This is a genomic window from Acinetobacter sp. CE-15 (genome assembly GCF_051059255.1).
In the GTDB taxonomy this organism is placed as follows: domain Bacteria; phylum Pseudomonadota; class Gammaproteobacteria; order Pseudomonadales; family Moraxellaceae; genus Acinetobacter; species Acinetobacter guillouiae.
Genome location: NZ_CP192737.1, coordinates 4,219,561 through 4,242,029, shown reverse-complemented (window position 1 = coordinate 4,242,029; position 22,469 = coordinate 4,219,561). Strand labels below are relative to the sequence as shown.

Sequence of the window (22,469 nt, the reverse complement as noted above, 5' to 3'; positions counted from 1 at the left end):
ATGAGTGAATTGAAACCACCTTTCGAGGTGGTTTTATCCTTTAAGCCGTGCTTTTTGTGTGGTTACGGTGCAACCAATCGATGCACTAATGATCGTGGCTAATGCCAACCATTGAGTCCATAACAATTGTTCATTTAAGAAAATAAACCCTGAGAATGCGGCAATTGCAGGCTCAAGACTCATTAGTGTGCCAAAACTTAAAGCAGATAAATTTCTTAATGCAATCATTTCCAATGAAAACGGCAATGCACTTGCCAAGATCGCCAACGCAATAAAATAAATTAAATTTGAAGGTTCAAAAACCTGTAAAGGCATCCCAGAAAATAAGGCAATTGGCATTAAGCACAACATGCCTACAAACATCCCCAAACATACAGTATGGTTTCCAGAAACCCCTGAAGGTCGTTGACCTGCAATAATATACAGCGCCCAGCAAGCGCCAGCAGCTAAGGCAAATGCAATACCAATAGGATCGAGGCTTTGCTTTGCCTGATCAAATGGAAACAGTAAAACCAGTCCAAGTACTGCAAGTCCAACCCAGATAAAATCGAATTTTTGTCGTGCATGAAACAGGGCCACACTGAGCGGTCCAATAAATTCAAACGCTACGGCAATGCCGAGCGGAATACGATGAATCGATAAGTAAAATAAAGCATTCATTCCTGCAAGGGCAATACCATAACTGATGATGGATGACCATTTCACCTGTTTAAAATTGACCTGCCAAATTTTAAAAATCACGGCCAAAATCAATGAGCCGAGCAATAAACGCATAGCGGAAATGGTAAGGACTGGAAATTGATCAAATAATGTTTTTGCTAATGCGCCACTGCTTTGCATACTGATCATGGCAATGAACAATAGAACTAAAGCTTGCAGGTGTGGTGCATTTTTTAAATTTGGCATTGTTTCTGAAATTTAGAGTAAGGGGCTTGGAGGAAAATCTCCACAACAGGCTTCTTATATAAAACAATTTAGATGAAATGCTCATGTAATTTGCAAAGCTTATTGCGCTTTAGATAGTACACTGCCTTTGTAGAGTAGGGTGAGAGAAGATGCCAAATAGTTTATTAAACAAATAATTTAACTTAAAAATATGCTATCGGAAAGAAGTGACAGATTTATAAATCCCATAAAAAACCACAGGCAAATACCTGTGGTTTTTTTAGCTTAAATCGTCTTAGAACAATACGCGAACGCGGATTGTGCCTTCAACTTCATGAAGGGTATCAAGCGCTTCTTGAGATGCAGTTGCGTCTACATCCATCACCAAGTAACCGACATCACCTTTAGTCATTAAAGACTGACCAGAAATGTTGATGCCATGCTCAGCGAACAGGTTGTTAATTTTAGATAACACGCCTGGCACGTTTTTATGAATGTGTAGTAAACGGTGTTTACCTTCAGTCAATGGAAGTGCGATTTCAGGGAAGTTTACTGCAGATAAAGTCATGCCTTTATCCGAATAAGCCACAAATTTTTCTGCAACTTCTAGACCGATGTTGGCTTGCGCTTCCATGGTTGAACCACCAACGTGAGGTGTTAAAATCACATTGTCTAGGCCACGAAGTGGAGAAACAAATTCTTCACCATTGGCTTTAGGTTCTTTCGGGAATACGTCAACAGCTGCACCAGCAATATGACCAGATTTAATCGCATCTGCCAAATCTTCAATAACAACACATGTACCACGTGCAGCATTGATGAAGATTGAACCTTCTTTCATTTTTGCAAATTGAGCTTTTGCAAAGAAGTTACGTGTTGAAGGAACATCGGGTACATGCAGTGTAACAACATCTGCATTTGCAAGTAGTTCGTCTAAAGAACCTACTTGACGTGCATTACCCATAGGAAGCTTAGTCACAGCATCATAATAAATGACGTGCATACCCATGCTTTCAGCTAAAACTGAAAGTTGAGAGCCAATAGAGCCATAACCTACGATACCTAAAGTTTTACCACGCGTTTCAAATGAACCTACCGCAGACTTGTTCCAACCACCACGGTGAGTTGAAGCAGATTTAGCAGGCACACCACGAAGTAAAAGAATTGATTCTGCAAGAACCAATTCAGCAACTGAACGAGTATTTGAGTATGGTGCGTTAAATACAGGAATACCACGAATCATGGCTGCATTTAAATTCACTTGGTTTGTTCCGATACAGAAACAACCCACTGCGATCAATTTATTCGCAGCTGCAAAGACTTCTTCAGTTAATTGTGTACGGGAACGAATACCAATGAAGTGTGCATCTTTAACCGCTTCTTTCAACGCTTCACCCTCAAGCGCAGTTTTACGGTAATCGATATTGGTATATCCGGCAGCATTTAACGTGTCGATTGCGTTTTGATGAACGCCCTCTAACAACAAGAAACGAATTTTATCTTTAGGTAGTGAAAGATGTTGGCTCATTACGGCTCCGCTACAAAGGCCAAATTTAGTCGCAATATGATACCATAGACCTTGTTCTATAGATATTTCGATTGTGACAGTACAGTGGATATTTTATCTACGATTTCTGATAAGCATTATTCAAAATTTAAATGAAATGCTAATGCATTGATTTTTATAATGCTTGAAGCACACTTTATACACAAAGTGTGGATAATGTGAATCAAATCTGTGCTTTATCCTCAGCAGTCATCTAGGTAAAATACTGCTAAAATCAGTAAAGTTGCCGATTTCAGCTATAAAAAATGCTGAAAATTTTTCACAGACTGATTTAAAATCTCGAATGTTGTATAGCACAACCTCTTATTTACTTCTTGCTAGGTCCGCAAAACGATGAATGCTCCAGTAACGATAGCACCTGAATTATTGACCCAATTGACGCAAATCGTCGGTGAAAACCGGATTAAAACGGATGCTGACAGCTTAGAAAATTGGGGCAAAGACCATACTAAGCATTTTGATCCTCAGCCATCGGTCATCGTTTTCCCATCGAGCACAGAGCAAGTGCAAGCAATTGTTCAATTGGCCAATCAGTTTAATGTTGCGATTACCCCATCGGGTGGCCGTACAGGTTTATCGGCAGGTGCTGTTGCTGCCAATGGTGAAATTGTCGTGAGCTTCGACAAAATGAACCAAATTTTAGAATTTTATCCAGCTGACCGTATGGTACGTATTCAAGCGGGTGTAGTGACTGAACAGTTGCAGAACTATGCAGAAGAACAGGGGATGTATTATCCAGTTGATTTTGCTTCTGCTGGTTCATCACAATTGGGTGGCAACATTGGAACCAATGCAGGCGGAATTAAAGTGATCAAATACGGGATGACTCGTAATTGGGTACTTGGTCTGACCGTGGTGACAGGTAAAGGTGATGTATTGCGTTTAAACAAAGGCATGATTAAAAATGCTACAGGTTATGCAATGCAACATTTATTCATTGGTGGTGAAGGGACTTTAGGCTTAGTGACTGAAGCTGAAATTAAACTTGAACGCCAACCGCATGATCTACAAGTGATGGTATTGGGTGTTCCTGATTTTGATGCAATCATGCCCGTATTACATGCATTCCAAAGCAAAATTGATTTAACTGCCTTTGAGTTCTTTGGTGAACTGGCGATGCAAAAAGTTTTGGATCGTGGTCATGTACAACGTCCATTTGAAACAGAATGCCCATTCTACGTTTTACTTGAGTTTGAAGCGCCGTATGAACCAATTATGGATGCTGCGATGGAAATCTTCGAGCATTGCATGGAACAAGGCTGGGTGCTTGATGGAGTGATGAGCCAAAATCTTGAACAAGTTCAAAGCTTATGGCGTTTACGTGAAGACATTTCTGAAACGATTGCGCCATTTACTCCGTATAAAAATGATATTTCAGTATTGATTACACATGTTCCTGCTTTTATTAAGGAAATTGATACAATTGTTGCTGAAAATTATCCTGATTTCGAAATCTGCTGGTTCGGCCATATTGGTGATGGAAACTTACACTTAAATATTTTAAAACCTGTGAATTTATCTAAAGATGAATTCTTTGCCAAATGTCAGGTGGTAAATAAGTATGTGTTTGAAACTGTGAAGAAATATGACGGTTCAATTTCTGCGGAGCATGGCGTAGGCATGACCAAAAAGCCTTATCTGGATTACACACGGACTGCTGAAGAAATTGAATATATGAAAGCCTTGAAGAAAGTGTTTGATCCAAATGGTATCATGAACCCAGGTAAGTTATTTGATCTGTAATGATTTAAATAGCTCGTTTGTAGAAGCGCTTCGAGAGAAGCGCTTTTTTATTGCCGAACAAAAGATAAAATAAAGTTACATGCTGGTCGCCATTTATTGCTGAAAATTTGTTATGTTGGTTGCGCTTAAATATTGATAAGAAACTGAAAACTATGCTCATTGATAACATTTTAATTTCTAAACAAAGTTTAGACAGTGATGATCACTATGATGTGATTATGTCCAATATTGATAGCTTAAATGGCTTATTTGAACATTATGTCGAATATGATGAAGTATCGGCAGAGGCTTTATACAGTTATTTTGTCGATTACTATCTAGCTCAAGTCAATAATGGTGGTTTTTCACAATTCGTTTATAACACGGGGTGGGATGCGTTCATGGTGAAACATGTTCGTGAAGGATTAAAAGCTATGAATGCGACTGAGCATTCTGCTCTCTTTGAGCAAAGTGCGGATTTAATTGATCAGTTTTCGGATGAGCAATTAGAACAGTTCTTAGAGGGTGAATACTTTGGTGAAAATGAGCAACGAGATATTCTCAATGCTTTTGATGACCAGTTTTATGCATTGAATGATAGCGAAGATTTGATTGAAATAAATAGTCGATGGTTAAAGCAACATCCAAAGTTACAAGTTGTCGATGAAGATCAGATTTTGACGATTGTAGAGCAGGTTGCAGCCAAAATTCCAAATTTAGAACAACGTAAACAGCAAGCAATTGAAAACAGTCCACGTTATTTTAAAATTATTCAAGCCTTATGCCAGCAAGCAGGTCAGGAGCTAGATCGTATTACCATTGGTGATCCATCACATGAGTATAATGGGCAAGAGATCGTTGCTTGGCATTTCCTAACCGATGCAGGGCATTTTTATATGCTGGATCTAGGTGATCAAGCCTTGATGTTTGATGAAAATGATCAACAAATCATAGCGCTCGATGTTAGCCATATTGCAGATGAGTCATAAAGACACAGTTTTTAAATAGTGTACGTTTAAAAAGCATAGCATCATTAGGCTATGCTTTTAGTTTTAGGGTGATCAGAATGAATCGTTTGAGTTTAATTTCAGTATTTTGTTTAGTGACTTTGTCTGGCTGTGCAACAACACAAAATTTAATGAATAAAGTGGGTGGTTCAGAGACACCATTAAGTCAGGTTTTAAATGAACGTCCTGATTTACGTAAGGATCTCGCGACTGTTGAGTTGCGTCAGTATTTTAATAGTGTGGAATCGCCCACTGTTGCCGAAGTGAAGTTGACTGAAACAGGCTTGATGGATGATTCAGTGCGCTCAATTCGTAGTGTGTATAGCTTTAAAAATATTGATGGTCAGTGGAAACGTATAGATATGCAGAAGGAATATCAGTGTTACCGTGGTAAAAATACTAAGACATTCCAAAAGGCAAAATGTCCTTGATGATTTTTTGATTTATGCTTGAAAAATAGATAGAAATACTGGATAAAAACGTATCAGACTTGGTACGTTTTTTATTTGGGAAATAACAATAAATGAATATTTTAATTGTGGGTAATGGTTTTGATCTTTCGCATTACTTGCCAACAAAGTATGACCATTTTATGGACGTCATGAAAGCAGTGAAAGAAAAGGAAACAGGAGAAAAAATAAAAGATTTATCCATTTACCCAGTAGAGGGATGGATGAAGCAATTAGATACAATATTTGAAAAAAGAGAAGGTGCTGTAGCAGATCCAAATTATACAATGAGTTTTCATGAACTTTTTTCACAGACTCGAGATTCAAATTTTATTGAAAAAACTAAAGAATTTTATTTGACTGAACAAATTCATTTGTCTACAAAAGATGTTCTCAAACTACAATATCGGTTAGAACTTAATAGTTGGTATCAATATTTTAAAAATCATGTGGAAGAAATTAAAACTTGGATTGATTTTGAACAAAAAATTGAAGAAGTGCTTACAACATTAGTAAATTGCCTTGTAGAAATAGAAAAAATTAAACGATCGAGTGAGTACTTTAAATATTTTGAGCATGAACATATGGATGGAAATCGAATTAAAGAAAAAGATTTTAAAATATTAAATTTCTTTAGTTTTATAACTCCAGAAGAATACAAGGTTAAAATCCCTATAGCATCTATTTTAGATTCAAGACCTTATGAAATTGCAAAAAGGAATAATTTAAACCCAAAATTTTGCCATGGTGAAAAGTTAGAAAATGGTTTTAATCCATCAGGATTTATTGATTTTTTACATCAACAATTAGAAGAATTTATTAGCATTTTTGATCAATATTTAGAATTAATTGTTAGTAGGCTTGAACCTTATTCTCAATTACAAATTGATGCTAAAGAATGGTTATATCCTGATAGAATTTACTCATTCAATTATACAAATACTTATCAACGAATTCATGGTTCTGTAGATGTTGAATATTTACATGGTAGTCATGGTGAGGACCAAAATATCGTTTTAGGTGTAGCGGATTTAGACAATGAGCCACTAAAAAAGATAAAAGCCTATGGTTTTACTAAATATCAGCAAAAACTTTTTAAAGATACGGATTATTTGTTTTTAGATAATTATAAATTAAGAATTATTGATAATAAAAAAAAGTTGGAAAGTTTAGATAGAAGTTTCAATGGTGATCATCGAACTAAAGAAATGTTTATAAATGAGCTAATTAAAAATGAAATTTTTAACTTAAATTTTCATATTTGGGGACATTCATTAGATGTTTCCGATAAAGATTATATTATTGATTTGTTTTCATTAAATGATGAAGTAGATCGGAAGGTACGAGTGATAGTCTATTATTTCAATAAAACAGCAAAGTTTGATTTATTAAACAATTTATTAGCAATTTTAGGTAAAGAGAAAGTAGAACATTGGATGAAAAATAAATGGCTTCAATTTAAAGAAAATCCAAAAATTACGACAGAAGATGCTATAACTTTAAAAGATTTACCCAAAATGTGAACACAATGAACATCCAACAAGAAATTCAACACTTATTCCAAAACCGAGATGAACATCCACTGTTTTATATCGAAAGCGGTAGTCGCTTATGGGGTATGGCAAGTCCAGACAGCGATTACGATGTGCGTGGTTTTCATCTACCCTCCAAAGCACAATATTACGATTATCGCCAACACCGTGATTTAATCGAGATCATGGATGGCGACTTTGACTTTGTTTCATTCGACTTAAATAAAATGTTTGGGCTTTTGGCAAAAAGTAATCCGACTGTTTTAGAGTGGGTACGTGCACATATAGTCTATTTTAATCAATTTCCTGAATGGGAAAAATTTAGAGATGGCTTACTTGAACGAATAGACTATAAAGCTCTGTATTATCATTACTTGTCATTGGCGAAAGGCGGTATGCATGTCATGCAAACCGCAGATAACTTTACCTATAAAAAAGTGTTTTATTCTATTCGTGGTCTGATGTCAGCAGAACTAGCAACACAGCAAATTATGCCTGAACTCCTGATTACGCAATTGTTTGATCAAATCGATGCTCATGATCCCTTACGACATTGGGCAGAAGATTATTTAGAAATCAAAAAGCAGCAGAAAGAAAAAGCGCAATTACCTGTCGCGGAACAAGCGCAAATCTTACAACTGTTAGAAAATAAAATTGAGGCCTTAAATCTAAGAGCGATTGAACCGACCAATGATATTGAAAAATTAAAGCAATATCTCACCGAATATAGCTTTAATTTAAAACAACATTTTTATGGCTAATGCTTTTACTCAATCAGAGAATAGTGACACTATGAAAACCCTTGCCTTTATTCATCGTAATGACACCCGCTTTGCGATAGGGGATTTTTATCCTGTACTTTCTGTATTTTCACACTATGAATTAGGCAATACCGTTTCTCCCTTTCTATTACTGGATCATTTAGGACCTGGTGTTTTAAAACCGACCAATTTACGCAAAGGGGTGAGTGAGCATCCTCATCGTGGTTTTGAAACGGTTACCCTGATTTTTGCTGGTGAATTAGAACATCGTGACTCATCGGGTGGTGGTGGTATTGTTTCAGCGGGTGATGTGCAATGGATGACCGCAGCTTCAGGTGTGGAACACAAAGAGGTCTTTAGTGAGGCATTTTCAAAAACGGGTGGCTATTTTGAAATGGTACAACTATGGGTGAATTTACCTGCCAAAGATAAAATGAATCCACCACGTTACCAAAGCTTGCGAAAAGCCAATATTCCAGTGATTGAACTCCCGAATAGTGCTGGAACGGCACGGGTGATTGCTGGGAACTATCAAGGCAATCAAGGGCCAGCAAAAACGCATTCGCCACTTCAAGTTTTGGATATTGAAATCCAAGCAGGGCATAAGATCAGATTGCCCGCAGGCGCAGGAGAAACCACACTGGTCTATTTACGAACGGGTAAGGCTCAGTTTCAAGCTGAAGATGAAATATTTGAAGAGCAAGGGCTTGCTGTGATGTCGAGTTTGGAACAAGACTTTGAAATAACGGCATTGCAACAGTGTAAATTGTTGCTGCTTACAGGCAAACCGCTTCAAGAGCCAATCAATGGGCATGGGCCATTCGTCATGAACAACTATACTGAAATTCTTGAAGCATATGACGATATTAAACGTGGCACATTTATCAAATCAACAGTGCGCGATGATGAATAAAGCAAACTGTGAGAATTACAATTCGCTTTGACAATTAATTTATCGATTGTGGTTTGTTCTTGAGTGCAATCAAGCCTTTGATCAGCAATGCAATCCCGATACCCACACATAGTCCCATTAAGAACTTGCCAAATATACCCAAGCCCAATTCTTTATGGTTGGCGGAGCTAATCGCTTTCGCCGTATCTTCAGCCGAGGCGGTCGCATTGGCTTGACTATCCATCAGTGCTACAAAGCCTGTATCTGTTTTACAGCTTCCTATGATAGTGCTTGAGTTTTCAGCATATTTATTTTGAACCAATTGTTCACATCGCGCCTGATCTTCAGCACTAATTTTAGGTGCAGAACTGATAAAATAAAGTCCTCCACCTACCAACAATAAAATCACGCCAATAATGATCAGCGATATTGGGTTTTTATTTTTCATTTAAATTATTTATATCCGCTTATACAGCATTTAGAGTAGCTTAAGAATAATAAATGTTCAACTTTCACTGGAAATTTGTCTGTGTTAGACTAGTAAAACTTAACCCTGTGTGTACCTCTGTGAGCTTTCTCATCGATTGGGTTAAGTTATAAATCTCACAAATATAGTTTCAGCAATTACTTTACCTATTGAATTAGACACCTTGTGAATACGGTGTTGAACTGCCTTTATTCAACGTAAATTCCACAATTTAATATTTATATTTCAGTGCTTGTCATTGGGCGAACGCTTATCTTTAAAAAGTAGTGTGAGCGATGCAAGCCAATAAAGATATGTAGAAAATAATGCAAAATTTAGTGCAAAAAGAACAAACTGCAAGTTTGAGTCGCGCTACGCTTATGTTTCCGTTGGCGTTGGTGTTATTTGAATTTTCAGTTTATATCGGTAATGATTTGGTTCAGCCCGCGATGCTCGCAATTACCAAAGAATTTGGTGTGAGTAGTGCATGGGCACCGTCATCTATGTCATTTTATCTTCTCGGCGGGGCATGCGTCGCAGGGATACTCGGACCTTTGTCTGACCGATTAGGACGTAAGAAAGTTTTATTGTCAGGTGTTGCATTCTTTGTCATCACCTGTTTATTAATTTTACTCACCCACAATATTGAAAGTTTTCTTGTTTTAAGATTCTTACAAGGTTTTGGTTTATCTGTGATCGCAGCAGTGGGTTATGCCGCGATTCAAGAAACCTTTGAAGAGCGTGATGCCATTAAAGTCATGGCACTGATGGCAAATATTTCTTTGCTTGCCCCTTTGATTGGCCCTGTTGTCGGCGCATTCCTCATCGATCATGTGTCATGGCACTGGGGATTTATTGCGATTGCCTTTTTAGCTTTTCTGAGTTGGTTTGGTCTAAAAGCCAAGATGCCAGCACGTACAAGCAGTATTCCCAAAAAACCGTTGAGTTATATTTGGGATGATTATATGCAAGTCTTGAAAAATAAGACGTTCATGGGCATGACCCTCGGCTTGCCGATGGTGGCGATGCCTTTGATGCTATGGATCGCATTGTCTCCAGTGATGTTGGTTGAAGAACTGGGGCTCAGTAGTATGCAATATGGTCTGGCGCAATTCCCTGTATTGGGTGGATTGATTCTAGGTAATATTGTGCTGATTAAAGTGATTGATCGCTTGCCACTGGGTAAAACAGTTTTGATTGGTTTACCTTTGATGCTGTTAGGTACCGCAATTGTGGTGGCTGGGATCATTTGGCGCGAATATTTTCTTCATTGCGTTATTTTAGGCATGACCTTAGTCAGTTTTGGTGAAGGAATTAGTTTTTCAGTGCTTTATCGTTTTGCTTTAATGTCATCTGAAGTTTCTAAAGGCACTGTCGCTGCTGCTGTTTCAGTGTTGATGATGTTCACGTTCTTCTTTGTGATTGAACTGATTCGAATTCTGTATGAGCATTTCCATCTCTGGGCTTATGCGTTGTCATGTTTTGCGTTAATTGCTTTGTGGTTCACTATTCCACGTGGACTATTAAAAACAATTATGCAGCAACGTAAAGTAAATGGTGAGTTTTAAGCTCACTTGAGTTTCCCTCTCCTTGTAAAAGGGGAGGGAGCTTTGCTTCTTAAATAAAACAGGTTAAGGCTGTTGCAATGCTTTTAATTTATGATCAAAAACAAAAGGCCCAAAAGGTAAAATTGAAGCAATTAAACCTAAAATAAACATATGAACGGACCACTTCTGTTTTCCACAGACAATCAATAACACTGCAAGAAAAGCAAGAAATAACACGCCATGTCCCATGCCAATATATTTCACATAAATAGGCATATCCCAAATATATTTCAAAGGCATCGCAATAAAGAGAAGAAGGAGAAAGGAAATGCCTTCAAGAAAACCAACAATACGTAAAGATTTGATATTCATGGTCACTTAGTCAAATGAGAATGAAGCTTGAGTCTAACCGAATTATCTAAACGATTTGAAAAAAATAGTAAATAAAATCGATTCATTTAAATAGATTGAAGATCGTTCTGGAGAATAAGTTTTTAGTCTCCAGACTAGATATAGCTCAATATTTAAGATCGATTATTGTAATGCTTTGATTGCTGCATCCTGCTGTTGCTGTTCAAATGCAGTGATATAAACACACCCGATATAGGTTTTATGTTCACCTTGATCTACAACGGGATTCGATTCAGCCAAAGTCAGTTTACGCAAAGATTTTTCGGTTTCTTTGGTCTCAAGATCTGTTTTTACAACTTTCTCTCCTGAAAAATACGGCATATCTTTAAAGAAAGGGTTTTGCGTGATTTGAAACTTTTTAGCGAGGTCTTTGGTATTCGCATGTTTTAAAACAGCCAACATTCCACCAGAAACCAAACTGATTTGATCTGTAGTTTGACCGAATACCGTAATCGGGACTTTACTGACATAGCTATATTCTTCACCTTGTTTGATCCAGCCATTCTTTTTCAGATCATCCTCAAATTCAAAACCTAAATCATAATAATTTTTCAGTGTCTTTTTACACTCTAAAAATTGCTGTAAGTCTTGATTAAATTGAGAATCTGCAAAAGCACTGGGTGCAGCACTAATGGTCAATGCAGAGAATAAAAACGTTAGGCAATGTCTAAGTTTCATGTGAAGCCTCTAAATGTCTGGTCATTCTTGCTATTTAATTTCTAATCGAAGTAAGGTTGTTTTTAGTTTTAACAACTCAGGTAAGGTTTCCAATAATAAACTGATTTGTTTAAGCACCAAAAGTAAATTATCTGACAAATTTTCTTGATCACTGATGTGCTGAATTTCAGTGAGCTTTGTTTCAATTAAGGCTTCATTTACAGCGGTTTGGTTAAGCAAAACATCAGTTAAGGTATGTTTGCACCATAACATTAAGTCTAAAATCTGCTGATCATGTACATGTTCACGATGGCTACCTAAAGCTGAAACATAACTGAGCTGGCTATGGCTATAGACCAAGTATCGAAAGGCATTGTGAATTAAATCCGGATTTGGATTGGGTTCAGCACTTAAACTGGAAATCATCGTGGATAATTCAATCTGTGCATTATGTGCTGCTCGGCGCGCTTTACGATAATCAATACTGTTGGTGCGGCCTTGTTGATATTGTTCAACAACCGCATCGAAATAGTCTAAGGTTGCTTTACTGCTTTTTCGGATATTGTTAGAAATATCACGGAAGTTCCAGTCTGGCCAAATAAAACTGACCGCAAACCATGCGATTAAACATCCCAAGAGGGTGTCGATAATGCGTGGTAAAATAATGGCATAGCCTGCGCCTTTTAAATTAAAGATCAACAAGACCATAAGCGTTGCCATTAAAGTCGCCATGGCATATTTTTTTGAGCGTAGGTAGAAAAAGTACACCCCAAAAATAATGGTGAGGAGCAATTGCCCTTCAATACTGGGGACAAAGTATAAAATCGGAATACCCAAAAGTACCCCTAATACAGTGCCTAGCGTGCGCAGTTTTAAACGGCTTTTGGTGGCAAAATAACTGATTTGGCATACAAATAAACTGGTAAGTAAAATCCAATAGCCGTTTTTGGCAAAGGGAAGTAGCGAAATGGTATAGCCCACAGCAAACACAAACGCAATACGCACGGCATGGCGAAATAATGCAGAATTTGGGGTTAAATGTTGTTTAATCTTGAGCCAAAGGTCTGGTAGATCATGGATATCATCATCCAATAAATTGAGATTATCTCGATGTTGGCTATAACTTTGTTGATAATTACGTTGTTCAATACTCAGGTTAACAAATTGATCTTGCACATTTTTCAGATTGTTTAATACCAACAGTAAATTTTTTACTTCTAAATTATGTGGATTGTGTTGAATCCATTCCTGCATTGAGTTTTCTAAATGGGATAAAGCAATATTGTTGTCTGTATGCGTTTGAAAGATTTGGCGCTTTAAAATTGCCTCGGCAAGTTGCTGACAATTACGCGCCTGCAAACGAACATTCTTCTGAATACGATAAATTAAATCTGTGCGACTAAAGTTTTGATGAATCTTTTCATAGTGCAAATAATTAGAAGTAACTTGTTCATGAATATCTTGGGCCAGAAAATATAAATTAAGCCAGTAAATGGTGTTTTTATTGGCACGAGAGGCTTTTAATCGGGTCAGTAATGAGGCTTTGGTTTGGTTTAAGTTTTGTACCAACTGACTGTTTTTCAAAGAAAGATCATATAAAAGTTGCTCAACATTGTCGACATTATCAGGATCAAACAGTTTTGCTTTTGACATCAACAGCTCAGAAAGAAGATTAAAGCTATTGGATAAGTTGTCTTGTACAGCCTGTGTCGGTTTCAGTAGATAGAAAATGATAGAGGTCAAGCCATACCATAATGTACCCATGACAAAATAACTGGGCTGTTGATACCACTCAGTATATTCACCTAAGCCAAACATGGTATAGATTGACAAGAGCACGGTTCCAAATGAAATGGTGGCGTAGCGTTGCCCCAATGCCCCCATTAAGATAAAAGCTGCGCTGGATAGAGATAAGTAAATTAAAAATAAAAGTTTATAGGGATGTAAAAAATCTAAAATACTACTGACAGTAAAAAACAGCACACAGACCAAGCCAAGATTTCTTAAACGAATACTCAGTCGGTCATCAAAATCTGTGAGCGCTGTTGCAATTGCACCAAGCGTAATCGGTACAATGAGCTGTTCATAACCTAGAAAATACAGTCCAAGCGTTGTTCCAGTTAAAACAATCAAAATCTGTAGGCAATAAATCAAAGTTGAATTTGATTTTATATTTTGAAAGATTTGCTGATAACTATTCACAGTGTCAATTCAGTGGCTTGGGCGTTTCAATATTTTACTCGTTTCTGAAAAGGCGACACGATTTATTGCATGTAGAAATGTAAAAAATAAACGGTAATATTCAACATTTTGTATACAGTTTAACCCTTACTTAAATGCTTAAAAAAACTCAGAATAAGCGATCAAATACTTAAAAATAGTAAAAATGTCAAACCAACAAAACACTGAAATAAAACAACCTCGTTATCGCAATGCTGAATTAACAGAACGTCGTAATTTAAAAATGGCGGGTTCGATCCATGCCTATGTACGTGGCAATACGGCCAAATATTATGATTGGTTGAAGCAAGCTGAAATAAGTTCGATCCCACAGGGGCCTGCGATTTGGATTTGTGGAGATTGTCATACTGGGAATTTAGGCCCTGTTGCCAATGCTGAGGGTAAAATTGATATTGAAATTCGCGACCTAGATCAAACTGTGATTGGTAATCCTGCCAATGATGTTATCCGTTTAGGGTTATCCTTAGCCACAGCTGTGCGTAGTTCAGATTTACCTGGTGTGGTCACCGCGCAGATGATTGAAGCGTTGTATGCAGGTTATGTGCATGCCTTAGCCCACAATGGTCGAGGGATTGATAAATTACAGCGACCAGTACTTGTACATACTGCAATGCAAAAAGCACTCAAGCGAACCTGGAAAAATTTAGCAAGAGAGCGTTTAGAAGGTTTAACGCCTGAAATAACCTTGGGGAAGAAATTTTGGCCTTTATTAAAAAAAGAACATCTCGAAATTCATAATGTTTTTAATCAGCCTGATATTCAAGACTTGGTCACAATGATTGGTCAGCGTGATCAATCCACTCAATTGAAAGTCATCGATTCAGCATATTGGGTTAAAGGGTGCAGTTCTCTAGGCTTATTGCGCTATATCGTACTGATGGATTCATCGAATCATATTGTCAGAGATGGGAAAGGCCTGTGTTTAATGGATCTGAAAGAAGCCACAACAGCACTTGCACCACGTTATTCAAATGCACCAATGCCAAAAGACAATGCGGCAAGAATTGTTGAAGGCGCAAGACATTTATCGCCATTTTTAGGGGAGCGGATGCGAGCAAGTAAGTTTTTAGATACTTCGATTTTTATTCGAGAGTTATTGCCACAAGATTTAAAACTCGAAATAGAAGGGGTCAATGAAGTTGAAGCCAAAGACTTAGCTTTCTATTTGGCTTTTGTGGTTGGTCGTGCACATGCTCGACAGATGGATGATGTAGTACGCAATGCTTGGGTAAAAGAGCTAAAACGCAATCAATCTAAAACCATTGATGCGCCATTTTGGCTATGGCGTAGTATTGTTGAATTGATGAGTGTACATGAGGCAGGTTATTTGGAACATTGCCGCCGTTACGCGCTTTCGCATCTAAAATAAACACGATGTGGATAAGCACATACTTATCCACAATTAATGATTTAAATTATTGAATCACACCACAGGCAATTCGATCACCGCCGCCACCCAGTGGTTTTGGATGGTCTGAATAATTATCACCACCCGCATGAATCATAATAGCTAAGCCTTGAATATCGGCCAGTTTTAGACGTGGTGCAATTAAGGTTGTTTTGGCATTACCATTTGAATCTACATTAAGTACAGGTAAATCGCCCATATGCCCATCATTCGGAGTGCCATGACCAGTTTTTTGTGGATTGAAATGACCACCCGCAGCTAAAGCCGCGCCCATTTTTCCGTCTTTTTCAGCGGGGGCACATGAGCCTTTTTCATGAATATGGAAACCATGATAACCAGAAGGTAATTGGCTAAGTTGGGTGTTGATGGTTAAACCATTTGGAGAATCTTGCAAGCTCACTGTACCAATTTTTGCACCAATGCCTTGTGCAGAGACCGCATGCATATCCACTGTTTGTAGTGGTGTTTTAAGCTTAGGTTTGACCGTTGTTGTACTACATGCCGCTGTAAAAAGTGCGATACATGTACAAAGTATAGAAGTTTTAAAGAAAGTAGATGTCATCGAACGCATCCAAAGTATTTGATTATGATTAGTCACTATTCAAACAAAGCACGGCCTGATAAACAATGTGAATTAAATGTCTGATTGTATGAATTTATTTAACAGTAAATTTGATTGGCATTGATTATGCTGACTAAAAATAAATAAACAAAATAATCAGCAAAATAATTACGCAGAATATCTGCGATATAAGATCGCTATACAAGGTATATTCGCCAATTAAAGCTTATTGGCGAATATACGATTTACCCATATTGAAATTTTAATTGTCACTTGCCTGGATTGGGCTAAGGTTTTGTGGGCTGATCATCATCAATGTCATAGGCCATCGTGGCATCTGGCATTAGGATTTCTGGCTCAGTGGTTTCATGTAACCACTCACGCCAAATGGCCAAAAGAATTGCAAGAATGACAGGACCAATAAACAGTCCAACCAGCCCAAAACTTGCCAATCCACCAAGTACACCAAACATGATCAACAAGAACGGAATCTTGGTTGCACCTGAAATAACCAAAGGTCGAATCACATTATCAGCAGTACTGACAATACAAACACCCCAAGCCATTACACCGATTGCTTCCATGGTTTGACCTTGTGAAAACAGCCATAATGAAACTGCACCATAAGCAACAGGAGGGCCAAATGGAATCAGTGCCATCAAGAAAGTCACAATGGTGAGTACCATTGGATTTGGAACACCCGCAACAAAATAACTTACACCAGCAAGAAATGCTTGAGCAACCGCAGTTAAACCAACACCATAAACCACAGCACGGGTTGTTTCAGAAATGGTGTCAAGATAATGGTGAATACGTGGGCCAATTAACATTTGTAAGGCTTTACTGACTTGTTCCAAAATGGTTTGACCATCTCGATAGAAGAAGAATAAAGACATGATTGCAAAACCTAGCTTAACCAGATTTTTGGTAATTTCGTTCAAGACGAATTTACCATAGTTCATATGGCCTTGAATCCACAGACCAATGGTTTGCGAAAGGCTGGTAGGATCAGCATTAATTTCACGTACAGTACGGCTGACTTCTTTGCCAATGATGGGAAGTTCACGGATAAAGTCTGGAACAGTCAAATGACCTGAAGATAATTGGCGTTGTAGGTCGAAATAAAGATTTCGTCCTTCATGTTGTAAAATAAAAATGGCAAAAGTCAGTGGAATTCCAACCACCAAAACCACCAGCGTAATCATCAGTGATGCACTGAGGGTTGGTCGATTCGAACCAAACATTCTTAATATGCGTTTGTACATTGGCCAAGTCATATAGGCAATAATACATGCCCATAACACAGGTACAATGAAGTATTTGAGAATATCGTAACCTAGAAAAATAAGGATAAACAATAATCCAAACAATAAGATACGTTGTAAGTTCGAAGTGAAATCTTGCACGAATTACTCTAAAAATTGTGAGTGATTGACTCAATATTAACTGAAAAATAAAGTGTGGCAAATTTTAACCGTACTTTATCTGATCTTTCTTGAATTGGTTTTAGAACCAATCGCTTGGATCGTCTATTAAAGCATCAAGTAAGGGTTGCCATTGTTCTTGAATGGTTAAAAAGTTCTTTTGGGTTTTATCAAAAACGTTTAAACCTTGCATCGCCAATTGGCTATAGGCAGTACGTTCGGATATCCATGCAACAGGTTTTTGTTCGATTTTATCAAAGAATTGCTGAATATCTTTCGAGCTTGAGCTGTTGGCTTTCATTCGATTGGCAACCAGATATACAGAAACTTTGCCTTTACGGATTTTTTTAATGTCTTGGATGTGTTTAAGGAAACGTCGGGTACTGTCGATATCAAAAAATGAGGGTTGTAGCGGAGTGACTACAGCATGGCATTCACTAATCAATTGCTCAGCATGTTCACCAGTTAAAGCACCTGGTGCATCAATCACTAAATAATCTAAGTTTTTAGGTGCATCTCCAATTGATTTTTCATGACGCCAATCCAGACTTTGAATTGTTGCTGCAGTGTCAGGACGTTGCTTTAACCATTGCAGTGCAGATTTTTGCCCATCTGCATCAGCCAAGGCCACTTTATAGCCTTTTTGTGCAAGCGCCGTCGCTAATGTTATTGCTGTAATCGTTTTCCCACAACCGCCTTTTAAATTTGCAACAAGTATTGTTTTCATGATTGATCAATTAAGTCTGTAAGCTAACCTTCACTTTACTTTAGCATTAATTTTTAGCATATAGGTTATACATGACAAAACTTTAGTAGTTGTTTACATTGTGCAAGATATCGAGTTAAAGGAAAAAGCATGTCCATCTGGATGGCGATGTTAATTGGTGCATGTATTGGCATCGTTTTAACCACAATCGTGTTATCAAGTACGCGTAATGGCAAAATCAAAGCAGAGTATGAGCAATATATTGCTGAGTTGGAATTGGAGCATCAGCAGACTTTAGCAAGCGCGCAAAAGCGTAGTGTAAATACCAGTCGTGCTGTGTTGAAAGGCAAGATGGCGGAACAACTGGCACCAATCATGCCTGAGTTTCGTTATTTGCCCAGTGATGCCAAGTTTTTAGGTGATCCTATTGATTATGTGGTGTTTGATGGTTATACCGATTTTCGAGATGGTGAAGGTTTGGCTGAAGATATTGAAGTGGTGCTGATTGATATTAAGAGTGGTGGGGCACGTTTGACCAAAGGGCAACAAGCGATTGCTCAAGCAATTCAAGACGGGCGAGTCCGCTTTGAAACGATTCGGATTGATTTTGACGATTAGAAGGTTGAAGTGTTATTGCATCGAGTGTGTAGATTTTTAGCCGAAATCAAAAACCAAGGTCCTTTTCGACTTTGCTTTAGATCAAGTAAAAAGGACACTGTTTTAAAATTGTGAGTGAAAGTCAAAACGATCTTGTTTTTAACGGGGATTGAGTGAGGTTAAAATTTCTCTATCAAATTTTCTATTCTATTCAATAACGAAAGCTTAAAGCTTGTGTGCTCTGGCCATAAACATACGTCGTCCAATTTTTGGCAGATCCTCAGCATCAAAATAATATTTTTCAGAAAACTTAAAATTGGCGTTTAAAAGTTCAAGTTCGATATTACGGTTTAAGTGACACCCGTCAGCAATAACTTTTTGTATAGGTGTTAAAAGATCTTGCAGTTTTTTTAAGGTGTTATTGTCATGATATTGAACGTGTTCAATTAGATGCAGTGTTCCTTGAGGCTTTAAAACACGATGAATTTCTTGAATGGCTTTGTCTAAATTGGCAATGCTACACATGGTCCATGTACTGACAATATTTTCGACTGAATGATCTGCAAAAGGCAGCTTTTCTGCGCTGGCTTGAATGTGTTGTACATGAAAGGGCGCATCAAATACCCGTTTTTGAGCAAGTTGATAGACATCTCGGTTTGGCTCAAGCGCATACACTTGATCAACCTCTTGGTAAAATGGCAGGTTTAAACCCGTACCAAAACCGATTTCTAAGACTTCACCTCGAACTTTTCCAAGTAATTCTGCACGTCCATCCATCATGCTTGGTGTTTGCATCACTTGATTGAGCAAATGCGGGAAAATACGTTGTTGGTAAAATTTATAAATCATCATTGTATGCAATTATAGGAATATAAGCTAAATTCTAACCAAAGCCTGCTTTGAATATAAGACAAAAATAGGACGAAATCTCTGTATTTTGTTACCGAAACTCGATTTTTATTTTAAGTTTTTATATTGATACTAGGATTATAGATTTTGTACAATTTTTAAGTGTGGTTTGAGGAGCATGATATGAGTAAAAAGTTAATCTGTGCAGCGTTGATGGCACTGAGTGCTTTTCAGGTCTATGCCTTTCAATCTACTGATTCTTCTAAAGTTTCAAAAGCCAACCCAGCATTTAATATTGCCAATGGTTTAGCACCAATCGACCAACATCAGAAAATTTCCGTTTTGGAACCTTTTCATGGTGAATTTCGGATCCTCGGTTCAAAAGAATATAAGGATGATGAGCAAGCAAAATTTTCTCCAATTGATTATGCAGTAACTCGTGGTTTATTTACTGAGCCTGAAATTGCCCGTCAGATTTCGATCAATCAATATGATCGTTTCTTAAATTGGAAAATGGCTCGACCACCAATTCCTGCTCAATTGGCAACTCAATTGGTCAGTAATATGCATATTATTCCCGCTAACCCTGAAATTGCTCAAAAAATCAAACAGGTAAAGCGTGGTGATTTAGTTCGTTTAACTGGTGATTTGGTTCAAGTGAATGATAAAGATTTGGTGTGGAAATCTGCTTTGGATTGGAATGGTGTCGGTGATGGGGCGTGTAAACTGATTCGGGTGAATTCTATTCAGTGGTTGGAAAAGCAAAATATCTAAATTCAAATTGAGCCACATCAGAGAAGATGATAAGGTTTGCTATAATTTTAGCCAGTTTGAATCATAAAGAGTGTGATAAATGAAAGGTTTAGTGGGTTTTACTTTGTTGGTTTGCAGTTTGGGCTTAGTCGCTTGTCAAAGTTCAAGTCCTACAGTGGAAGGTAAAACACATGAGTATACATTGAAACAAAAGTGCCCAACTTTGATGGATATGAAAGTGGGTGAAGTGCTTGTATTCAATGCACCTGAAAACCCAAGCACAGGTTACCAATGGCAGTTATTACAACCACTTAAAATATTTAAAACAGAAGAAACCTATTTGCAAAATGATAATGAAGAGGGAGCAGTGGGTGTCGGTGGCACCAAGACTTTCCGTTTTAAAGCTGAAAAACCAGGACAAGATTATATTGAATTGGTGCACGTTCGTTCATGGGAATCTTCAAAACAACCTGATCAGCAATGGCGTTGTCGTATTCGGGTTTCTTAGGATTTCACTTTAATTTTACTGGTTTAAACATGATTAGAGATTCTTCTCTTGTGCCATTTGATCTGGCGCAAGAGAAGATTAAAGCATTAGTTTTTTTATTTTTTATCGGTCAATTGTTTCCAATGATCAAGTTGCTCATCAGCGCTTAACATTTCTCCCATACCTTTGACTGCATCACTTGGATTTTTCAGTTCACCATCTGCAGATTGCTTTTTCTCATCATAGACTTTGGCTTGATTTTCCCAATATTGATATCGTAACCCTTGAATATAGCGTCCTTGTTCGGTTTTTAGATCCAGTTGTTTAAGCATATTCAGCGCAGATTCAATGCCATCACGTTTGAGCTGACGATCTATTTCTTCGGTAAGAGTGCCATCTGTTGCACGTTTTTTTAGGTCAGCTTCTAAAGCATTATTATTTTCGGTAAATTTCTGATCATATTCTTCAAGTAATGCGATATCGTGAGCATCATCGGGTGTACTTGGAAAGCTTTTAATCGGTTTGGTTTTCAATTGATCCATGATCTCTTGAGAGGCATCTTTAGGTTCAGATGAATTGTTTTGCTGTGGGCTATCTTTAGGAGAACATGCTGCCATGAAAACGACGGATGTAAGTAAACCTGAAAGGAGTAAAGGGCGAAGTATTAAATTCATGATAAACATTCCTCATTAAAGCGTTTCGATTAGCGCAGTTTCCTAAAGTTATAAACATAGGTGACATAAGGGAAGTCTATTTCATCTTGCGCATGTTTACCCGTATATTCCAAGACAATATGTTCGAATTTGTGTTTCAGCGTGAGTTGCTGTTGTTCTGGCATCGCTGCAATAAAACTGGTGGATAATAAGCGCTTGCTGACCACATTTTCCACGGTTCCCGTTTGTACTTGTGAAAAGACTTTGGCTGTTTCAAGTTGGAATAAAAATTGATTTTCAAACGCCAACTTCCATTGCCCACTATGGTAACGTGGTGTGTCTCCTTCGATCGTTGCGAGCAGATCTGCCAATGCTTTAACCCAGTCTATCGTCTCATCGCGCTGGTTCCAGACCAAACCAAGATGACCCTCAGGTTTTAAAATGTGGTGAATTTCATTCAAGGTTTCAATATTGGCAAACCAGTGAAATGACTGCGCGCACAAAACAGCATCAATACTTTCAGATTCTAACGGAATTTGATCACTCTTTGCTTGAAGCGTTTGTACATCAGGATGTACTATTTTCAATTGTTCCAACATTTCTGTGACGGGCTCGACAGCAATAATATTGGGCGTTGCTTGTTTGAGGTAAGGGAGAAATTTTCCAGTACCTGCGCCTAAGTCAACAACGCTTGAATCTGGGCCAAGGGCTAAATCTTCTTTTAACCATTTGACCACGTCTTGTGGATAATTGGGTCTGACTTGTTGATAAAGTTCAGCAGCAGTACTGAAGCCTTTTTGAGCAGCAGGATGTAGGGAATGTGTCATATTTTGCGCTTTTTTATCTGACTAGACTCTATAAAATATGACACTTGAAGCAATCAATAGGCAAGT

23 protein-coding genes are annotated in these 22,469 nt (G+C 37.8%); 11 read left to right on the top strand and 12 right to left on the bottom strand.

The features are described from left to right. Positions 1-33: 33 nt before the first annotated feature. Positions 34-906, bottom strand: a complete 873-nt coding sequence (locus ACQ7EO_RS19490) for an EamA family transporter (protein WP_303577661.1) — start codon at positions 904-906, stop codon at positions 34-36. Between the two features lie 274 nt (positions 907-1,180). Further along, the gene (gene serA, locus ACQ7EO_RS19485; protein ID WP_004718250.1) at positions 1,181-2,413 is read right to left on the bottom strand and encodes a phosphoglycerate dehydrogenase; all 1,233 of its coding nucleotides are present in this window, start codon (positions 2,411-2,413) and stop codon (positions 1,181-1,183) included. A gap of 372 nt (positions 2,414-2,785) precedes the next feature. Between serA and ACQ7EO_RS19480 the strand changes: the two genes are divergently transcribed. The 6 genes from ACQ7EO_RS19480 to ACQ7EO_RS19455 all read left to right on the top strand — a co-directional run bounded on the left by ACQ7EO_RS19480 (position 2,786) and on the right by ACQ7EO_RS19455 (position 8,836). Then, positions 2,786-4,195: an FAD-binding oxidoreductase gene (locus tag ACQ7EO_RS19480; RefSeq protein WP_004718247.1), complete on the top strand. Its 1,410-nt coding sequence runs from the start codon at positions 2,786-2,788 to the stop codon at positions 4,193-4,195. 152 nt (positions 4,196-4,347) lie between these two features. After that, entirely contained in the window at positions 4,348-5,163 is an 816-nt protein-coding gene (locus ACQ7EO_RS19475) for a DMP19 family protein (protein WP_434278438.1), read from the top strand. A gap of 77 nt (positions 5,164-5,240) precedes the next feature. Then, the gene (locus tag ACQ7EO_RS19470; protein WP_004818679.1) at positions 5,241-5,612 is read left to right on the top strand and encodes a hypothetical protein; all 372 of its coding nucleotides are present in this window, start codon (positions 5,241-5,243) and stop codon (positions 5,610-5,612) included. 92 nt (positions 5,613-5,704) lie between these two features. Beyond that, positions 5,705-7,153: an AbiH family protein gene (locus ACQ7EO_RS19465; protein ID WP_434278436.1), complete on the top strand. Its 1,449-nt coding sequence runs from the start codon at positions 5,705-5,707 to the stop codon at positions 7,151-7,153. A gap of 5 nt (positions 7,154-7,158) precedes the next feature. Further along, complete coding sequence (locus ACQ7EO_RS19460; protein ID WP_096732810.1) at positions 7,159-7,923, top strand: nucleotidyltransferase domain-containing protein; 765 nt, start codon at positions 7,159-7,161, stop codon at positions 7,921-7,923. A 31-nt stretch (positions 7,924-7,954) separates the two neighbouring features. Beyond that, complete coding sequence (locus ACQ7EO_RS19455) at positions 7,955-8,836, top strand: pirin family protein (protein ID WP_434279637.1); 882 nt, start codon at positions 7,955-7,957, stop codon at positions 8,834-8,836. Positions 8,837-8,870: 34 nt separating this feature from the next. Here the strand turns inward: ACQ7EO_RS19455 and ACQ7EO_RS19450 are convergent, their stop codons facing one another. After that, the gene (locus ACQ7EO_RS19450; protein WP_004718237.1) at positions 8,871-9,263 is read right to left on the bottom strand and encodes a hypothetical protein; all 393 of its coding nucleotides are present in this window, start codon (positions 9,261-9,263) and stop codon (positions 8,871-8,873) included. A gap of 344 nt (positions 9,264-9,607) precedes the next feature. Here ACQ7EO_RS19450 and ACQ7EO_RS19445 point away from each other — a divergent pair, with 344 nt between their 5' ends. Beyond that, positions 9,608-10,849 carry an MFS transporter gene (locus ACQ7EO_RS19445; protein ID WP_434278434.1) on the top strand — a complete coding sequence of 414 codons (1,242 nt, stop codon included), beginning with the start codon at positions 9,608-9,610 and terminating at the stop codon, positions 10,847-10,849. Positions 10,850-10,912: 63 nt separating this feature from the next. Here ACQ7EO_RS19445 and ACQ7EO_RS19440 read toward each other — a convergent pair whose 3' ends face one another. The 3 genes from ACQ7EO_RS19440 to yccS all read right to left on the bottom strand — a co-directional run bounded on the left by ACQ7EO_RS19440 (position 10,913) and on the right by yccS (position 14,098). Then, positions 10,913-11,200 carry a DUF3817 domain-containing protein gene (locus tag ACQ7EO_RS19440; protein WP_244014795.1) on the bottom strand — a complete coding sequence of 96 codons (288 nt, stop codon included), beginning with the start codon at positions 11,198-11,200 and terminating at the stop codon, positions 10,913-10,915. A gap of 162 nt (positions 11,201-11,362) precedes the next feature. Next, positions 11,363-11,917, bottom strand: a complete 555-nt coding sequence (locus tag ACQ7EO_RS19435; RefSeq protein WP_244014798.1) for a hypothetical protein — start codon at positions 11,915-11,917, stop codon at positions 11,363-11,365. A gap of 30 nt (positions 11,918-11,947) precedes the next feature. Further along, positions 11,948-14,098, bottom strand: coding sequence for a YccS family putative transporter (yccS, locus tag ACQ7EO_RS19430; protein WP_434278432.1), 2,151 nt, complete (start codon positions 14,096-14,098; stop codon positions 11,948-11,950). Between the two features lie 184 nt (positions 14,099-14,282). Here yccS and ACQ7EO_RS19425 point away from each other — a divergent pair, with 184 nt between their 5' ends. Then, positions 14,283-15,506, top strand: coding sequence for a DUF2252 family protein (locus ACQ7EO_RS19425; protein WP_434278431.1), 1,224 nt, complete (start codon positions 14,283-14,285; stop codon positions 15,504-15,506). A gap of 46 nt (positions 15,507-15,552) precedes the next feature. Here the strand turns inward: ACQ7EO_RS19425 and sodC are convergent, their stop codons facing one another. The 3 genes from sodC to ACQ7EO_RS19410 form a co-directional block, all read right to left on the bottom strand. Then, positions 15,553-16,107: a superoxide dismutase family protein gene (sodC, locus tag ACQ7EO_RS19420; RefSeq protein ID WP_004718225.1), complete on the bottom strand. Its 555-nt coding sequence runs from the start codon at positions 16,105-16,107 to the stop codon at positions 15,553-15,555. Positions 16,108-16,394: 287 nt separating this feature from the next. Beyond that, complete coding sequence (locus ACQ7EO_RS19415; RefSeq protein ID WP_004818697.1) at positions 16,395-17,513, bottom strand: AI-2E family transporter; 1,119 nt, start codon at positions 17,511-17,513, stop codon at positions 16,395-16,397. 100 nt (positions 17,514-17,613) lie between these two features. Further along, positions 17,614-18,258 (bottom strand): ParA family protein, encoded by a 645-nt coding sequence (locus ACQ7EO_RS19410; protein ID WP_004718222.1) that lies wholly within the window; start codon positions 18,256-18,258, stop codon positions 17,614-17,616. A 129-nt stretch (positions 18,259-18,387) separates the two neighbouring features. On the opposite strand from ACQ7EO_RS19410, the gene ACQ7EO_RS19405 reads away from it, so the two are divergent. Continuing rightward, positions 18,388-18,855 carry a Holliday junction resolvase-like protein gene (locus ACQ7EO_RS19405; protein ID WP_004818699.1) on the top strand — a complete coding sequence of 156 codons (468 nt, stop codon included), beginning with the start codon at positions 18,388-18,390 and terminating at the stop codon, positions 18,853-18,855. 204 nt (positions 18,856-19,059) lie between these two features. Here ACQ7EO_RS19405 and ACQ7EO_RS19400 read toward each other — a convergent pair whose 3' ends face one another. Further along, a complete protein-coding gene (locus ACQ7EO_RS19400; RefSeq protein WP_004818700.1) occupies positions 19,060-19,683 on the bottom strand; it encodes a class I SAM-dependent methyltransferase in 624 nt (207 codons plus the stop codon). A gap of 183 nt (positions 19,684-19,866) precedes the next feature. Between ACQ7EO_RS19400 and ACQ7EO_RS19395 the strand changes: the two genes are divergently transcribed. Beyond that, positions 19,867-20,457, top strand: coding sequence for a hypothetical protein (locus ACQ7EO_RS19395; RefSeq protein WP_239046559.1), 591 nt, complete (start codon positions 19,867-19,869; stop codon positions 20,455-20,457). Positions 20,458-20,536: 79 nt separating this feature from the next. Continuing rightward, entirely contained in the window at positions 20,537-20,944 is a 408-nt protein-coding gene (locus ACQ7EO_RS19390; RefSeq protein WP_004718213.1) for a protease inhibitor I42 family protein, read from the top strand. A gap of 95 nt (positions 20,945-21,039) precedes the next feature. Here the strand turns inward: ACQ7EO_RS19390 and ACQ7EO_RS19385 are convergent, their stop codons facing one another. Both ACQ7EO_RS19385 and ACQ7EO_RS19380 read right to left on the bottom strand, forming a co-directional pair. Beyond that, entirely contained in the window at positions 21,040-21,597 is a 558-nt protein-coding gene (locus tag ACQ7EO_RS19385; RefSeq protein ID WP_004818703.1) for a hypothetical protein, read from the bottom strand. Positions 21,598-21,626: 29 nt separating this feature from the next. Further along, on the bottom strand, positions 21,627-22,403 hold the full coding sequence (locus ACQ7EO_RS19380) for a class I SAM-dependent methyltransferase (protein ID WP_004818704.1): 777 nt from the start codon (positions 22,401-22,403) through the stop codon (positions 21,627-21,629). Positions 22,404-22,469 lie beyond the last annotated feature (66 nt).

Coding starts and splice junctions, on each gene's coding strand:
- ACQ7EO_RS19455 (WP_434279637.1), top strand. CDS start 7,955: ATGAAAACCCTTGCCTTTATTCATCGTAATGACACCCGCTTTGCGATA.
- ACQ7EO_RS19470 (WP_004818679.1), top strand. CDS start 5,241: ATGAATCGTTTGAGTTTAATTTCAGTATTTTGTTTAGTGACTTTGTCT.
- ACQ7EO_RS19445 (WP_434278434.1), top strand. CDS start 9,608: ATGCAAAATTTAGTGCAAAAAGAACAAACTGCAAGTTTGAGTCGCGCT.
- ACQ7EO_RS19475 (WP_434278438.1), top strand. CDS start 4,348: ATGCTCATTGATAACATTTTAATTTCTAAACAAAGTTTAGACAGTGAT.
- ACQ7EO_RS19460 (WP_096732810.1), top strand. CDS start 7,159: ATGAACATCCAACAAGAAATTCAACACTTATTCCAAAACCGAGATGAA.
- ACQ7EO_RS19380 (WP_004818704.1), bottom strand. CDS start 22,403: ATGACACATTCCCTACATCCTGCTGCTCAAAAAGGCTTCAGTACTGCT.
- ACQ7EO_RS19435 (WP_244014798.1), bottom strand. CDS start 11,917: ATGAAACTTAGACATTGCCTAACGTTTTTATTCTCTGCATTGACCATT.
- ACQ7EO_RS19400 (WP_004818700.1), bottom strand. CDS start 19,683: ATGATTTATAAATTTTACCAACAACGTATTTTCCCGCATTTGCTCAAT.
- ACQ7EO_RS19385 (WP_004818703.1), bottom strand. CDS start 21,597: ATGAATTTAATACTTCGCCCTTTACTCCTTTCAGGTTTACTTACATCC.
- ACQ7EO_RS19395 (WP_239046559.1), top strand. CDS start 19,867: ATGAGTAAAAAGTTAATCTGTGCAGCGTTGATGGCACTGAGTGCTTTT.
- ACQ7EO_RS19390 (WP_004718213.1), top strand. CDS start 20,537: ATGAAAGGTTTAGTGGGTTTTACTTTGTTGGTTTGCAGTTTGGGCTTA.
- ACQ7EO_RS19405 (WP_004818699.1), top strand. CDS start 18,388: ATGTCCATCTGGATGGCGATGTTAATTGGTGCATGTATTGGCATCGTT.
- ACQ7EO_RS19490 (WP_303577661.1), bottom strand. CDS start 906: ATGCCAAATTTAAAAAATGCACCACACCTGCAAGCTTTAGTTCTATTG.
- ACQ7EO_RS19450 (WP_004718237.1), bottom strand. CDS start 9,263: ATGAAAAATAAAAACCCAATATCGCTGATCATTATTGGCGTGATTTTA.
- ACQ7EO_RS19410 (WP_004718222.1), bottom strand. CDS start 18,258: ATGAAAACAATACTTGTTGCAAATTTAAAAGGCGGTTGTGGGAAAACG.
- ACQ7EO_RS19425 (WP_434278431.1), top strand. CDS start 14,283: ATGTCAAACCAACAAAACACTGAAATAAAACAACCTCGTTATCGCAAT.
- ACQ7EO_RS19465 (WP_434278436.1), top strand. CDS start 5,705: ATGAATATTTTAATTGTGGGTAATGGTTTTGATCTTTCGCATTACTTG.
- ACQ7EO_RS19480 (WP_004718247.1), top strand. CDS start 2,786: ATGAATGCTCCAGTAACGATAGCACCTGAATTATTGACCCAATTGACG.
- sodC (WP_004718225.1), bottom strand. CDS start 16,107: ATGACATCTACTTTCTTTAAAACTTCTATACTTTGTACATGTATCGCA.
- serA (WP_004718250.1), bottom strand. CDS start 2,413: ATGAGCCAACATCTTTCACTACCTAAAGATAAAATTCGTTTCTTGTTG.
- ACQ7EO_RS19440 (WP_244014795.1), bottom strand. CDS start 11,200: ATGAATATCAAATCTTTACGTATTGTTGGTTTTCTTGAAGGCATTTCC.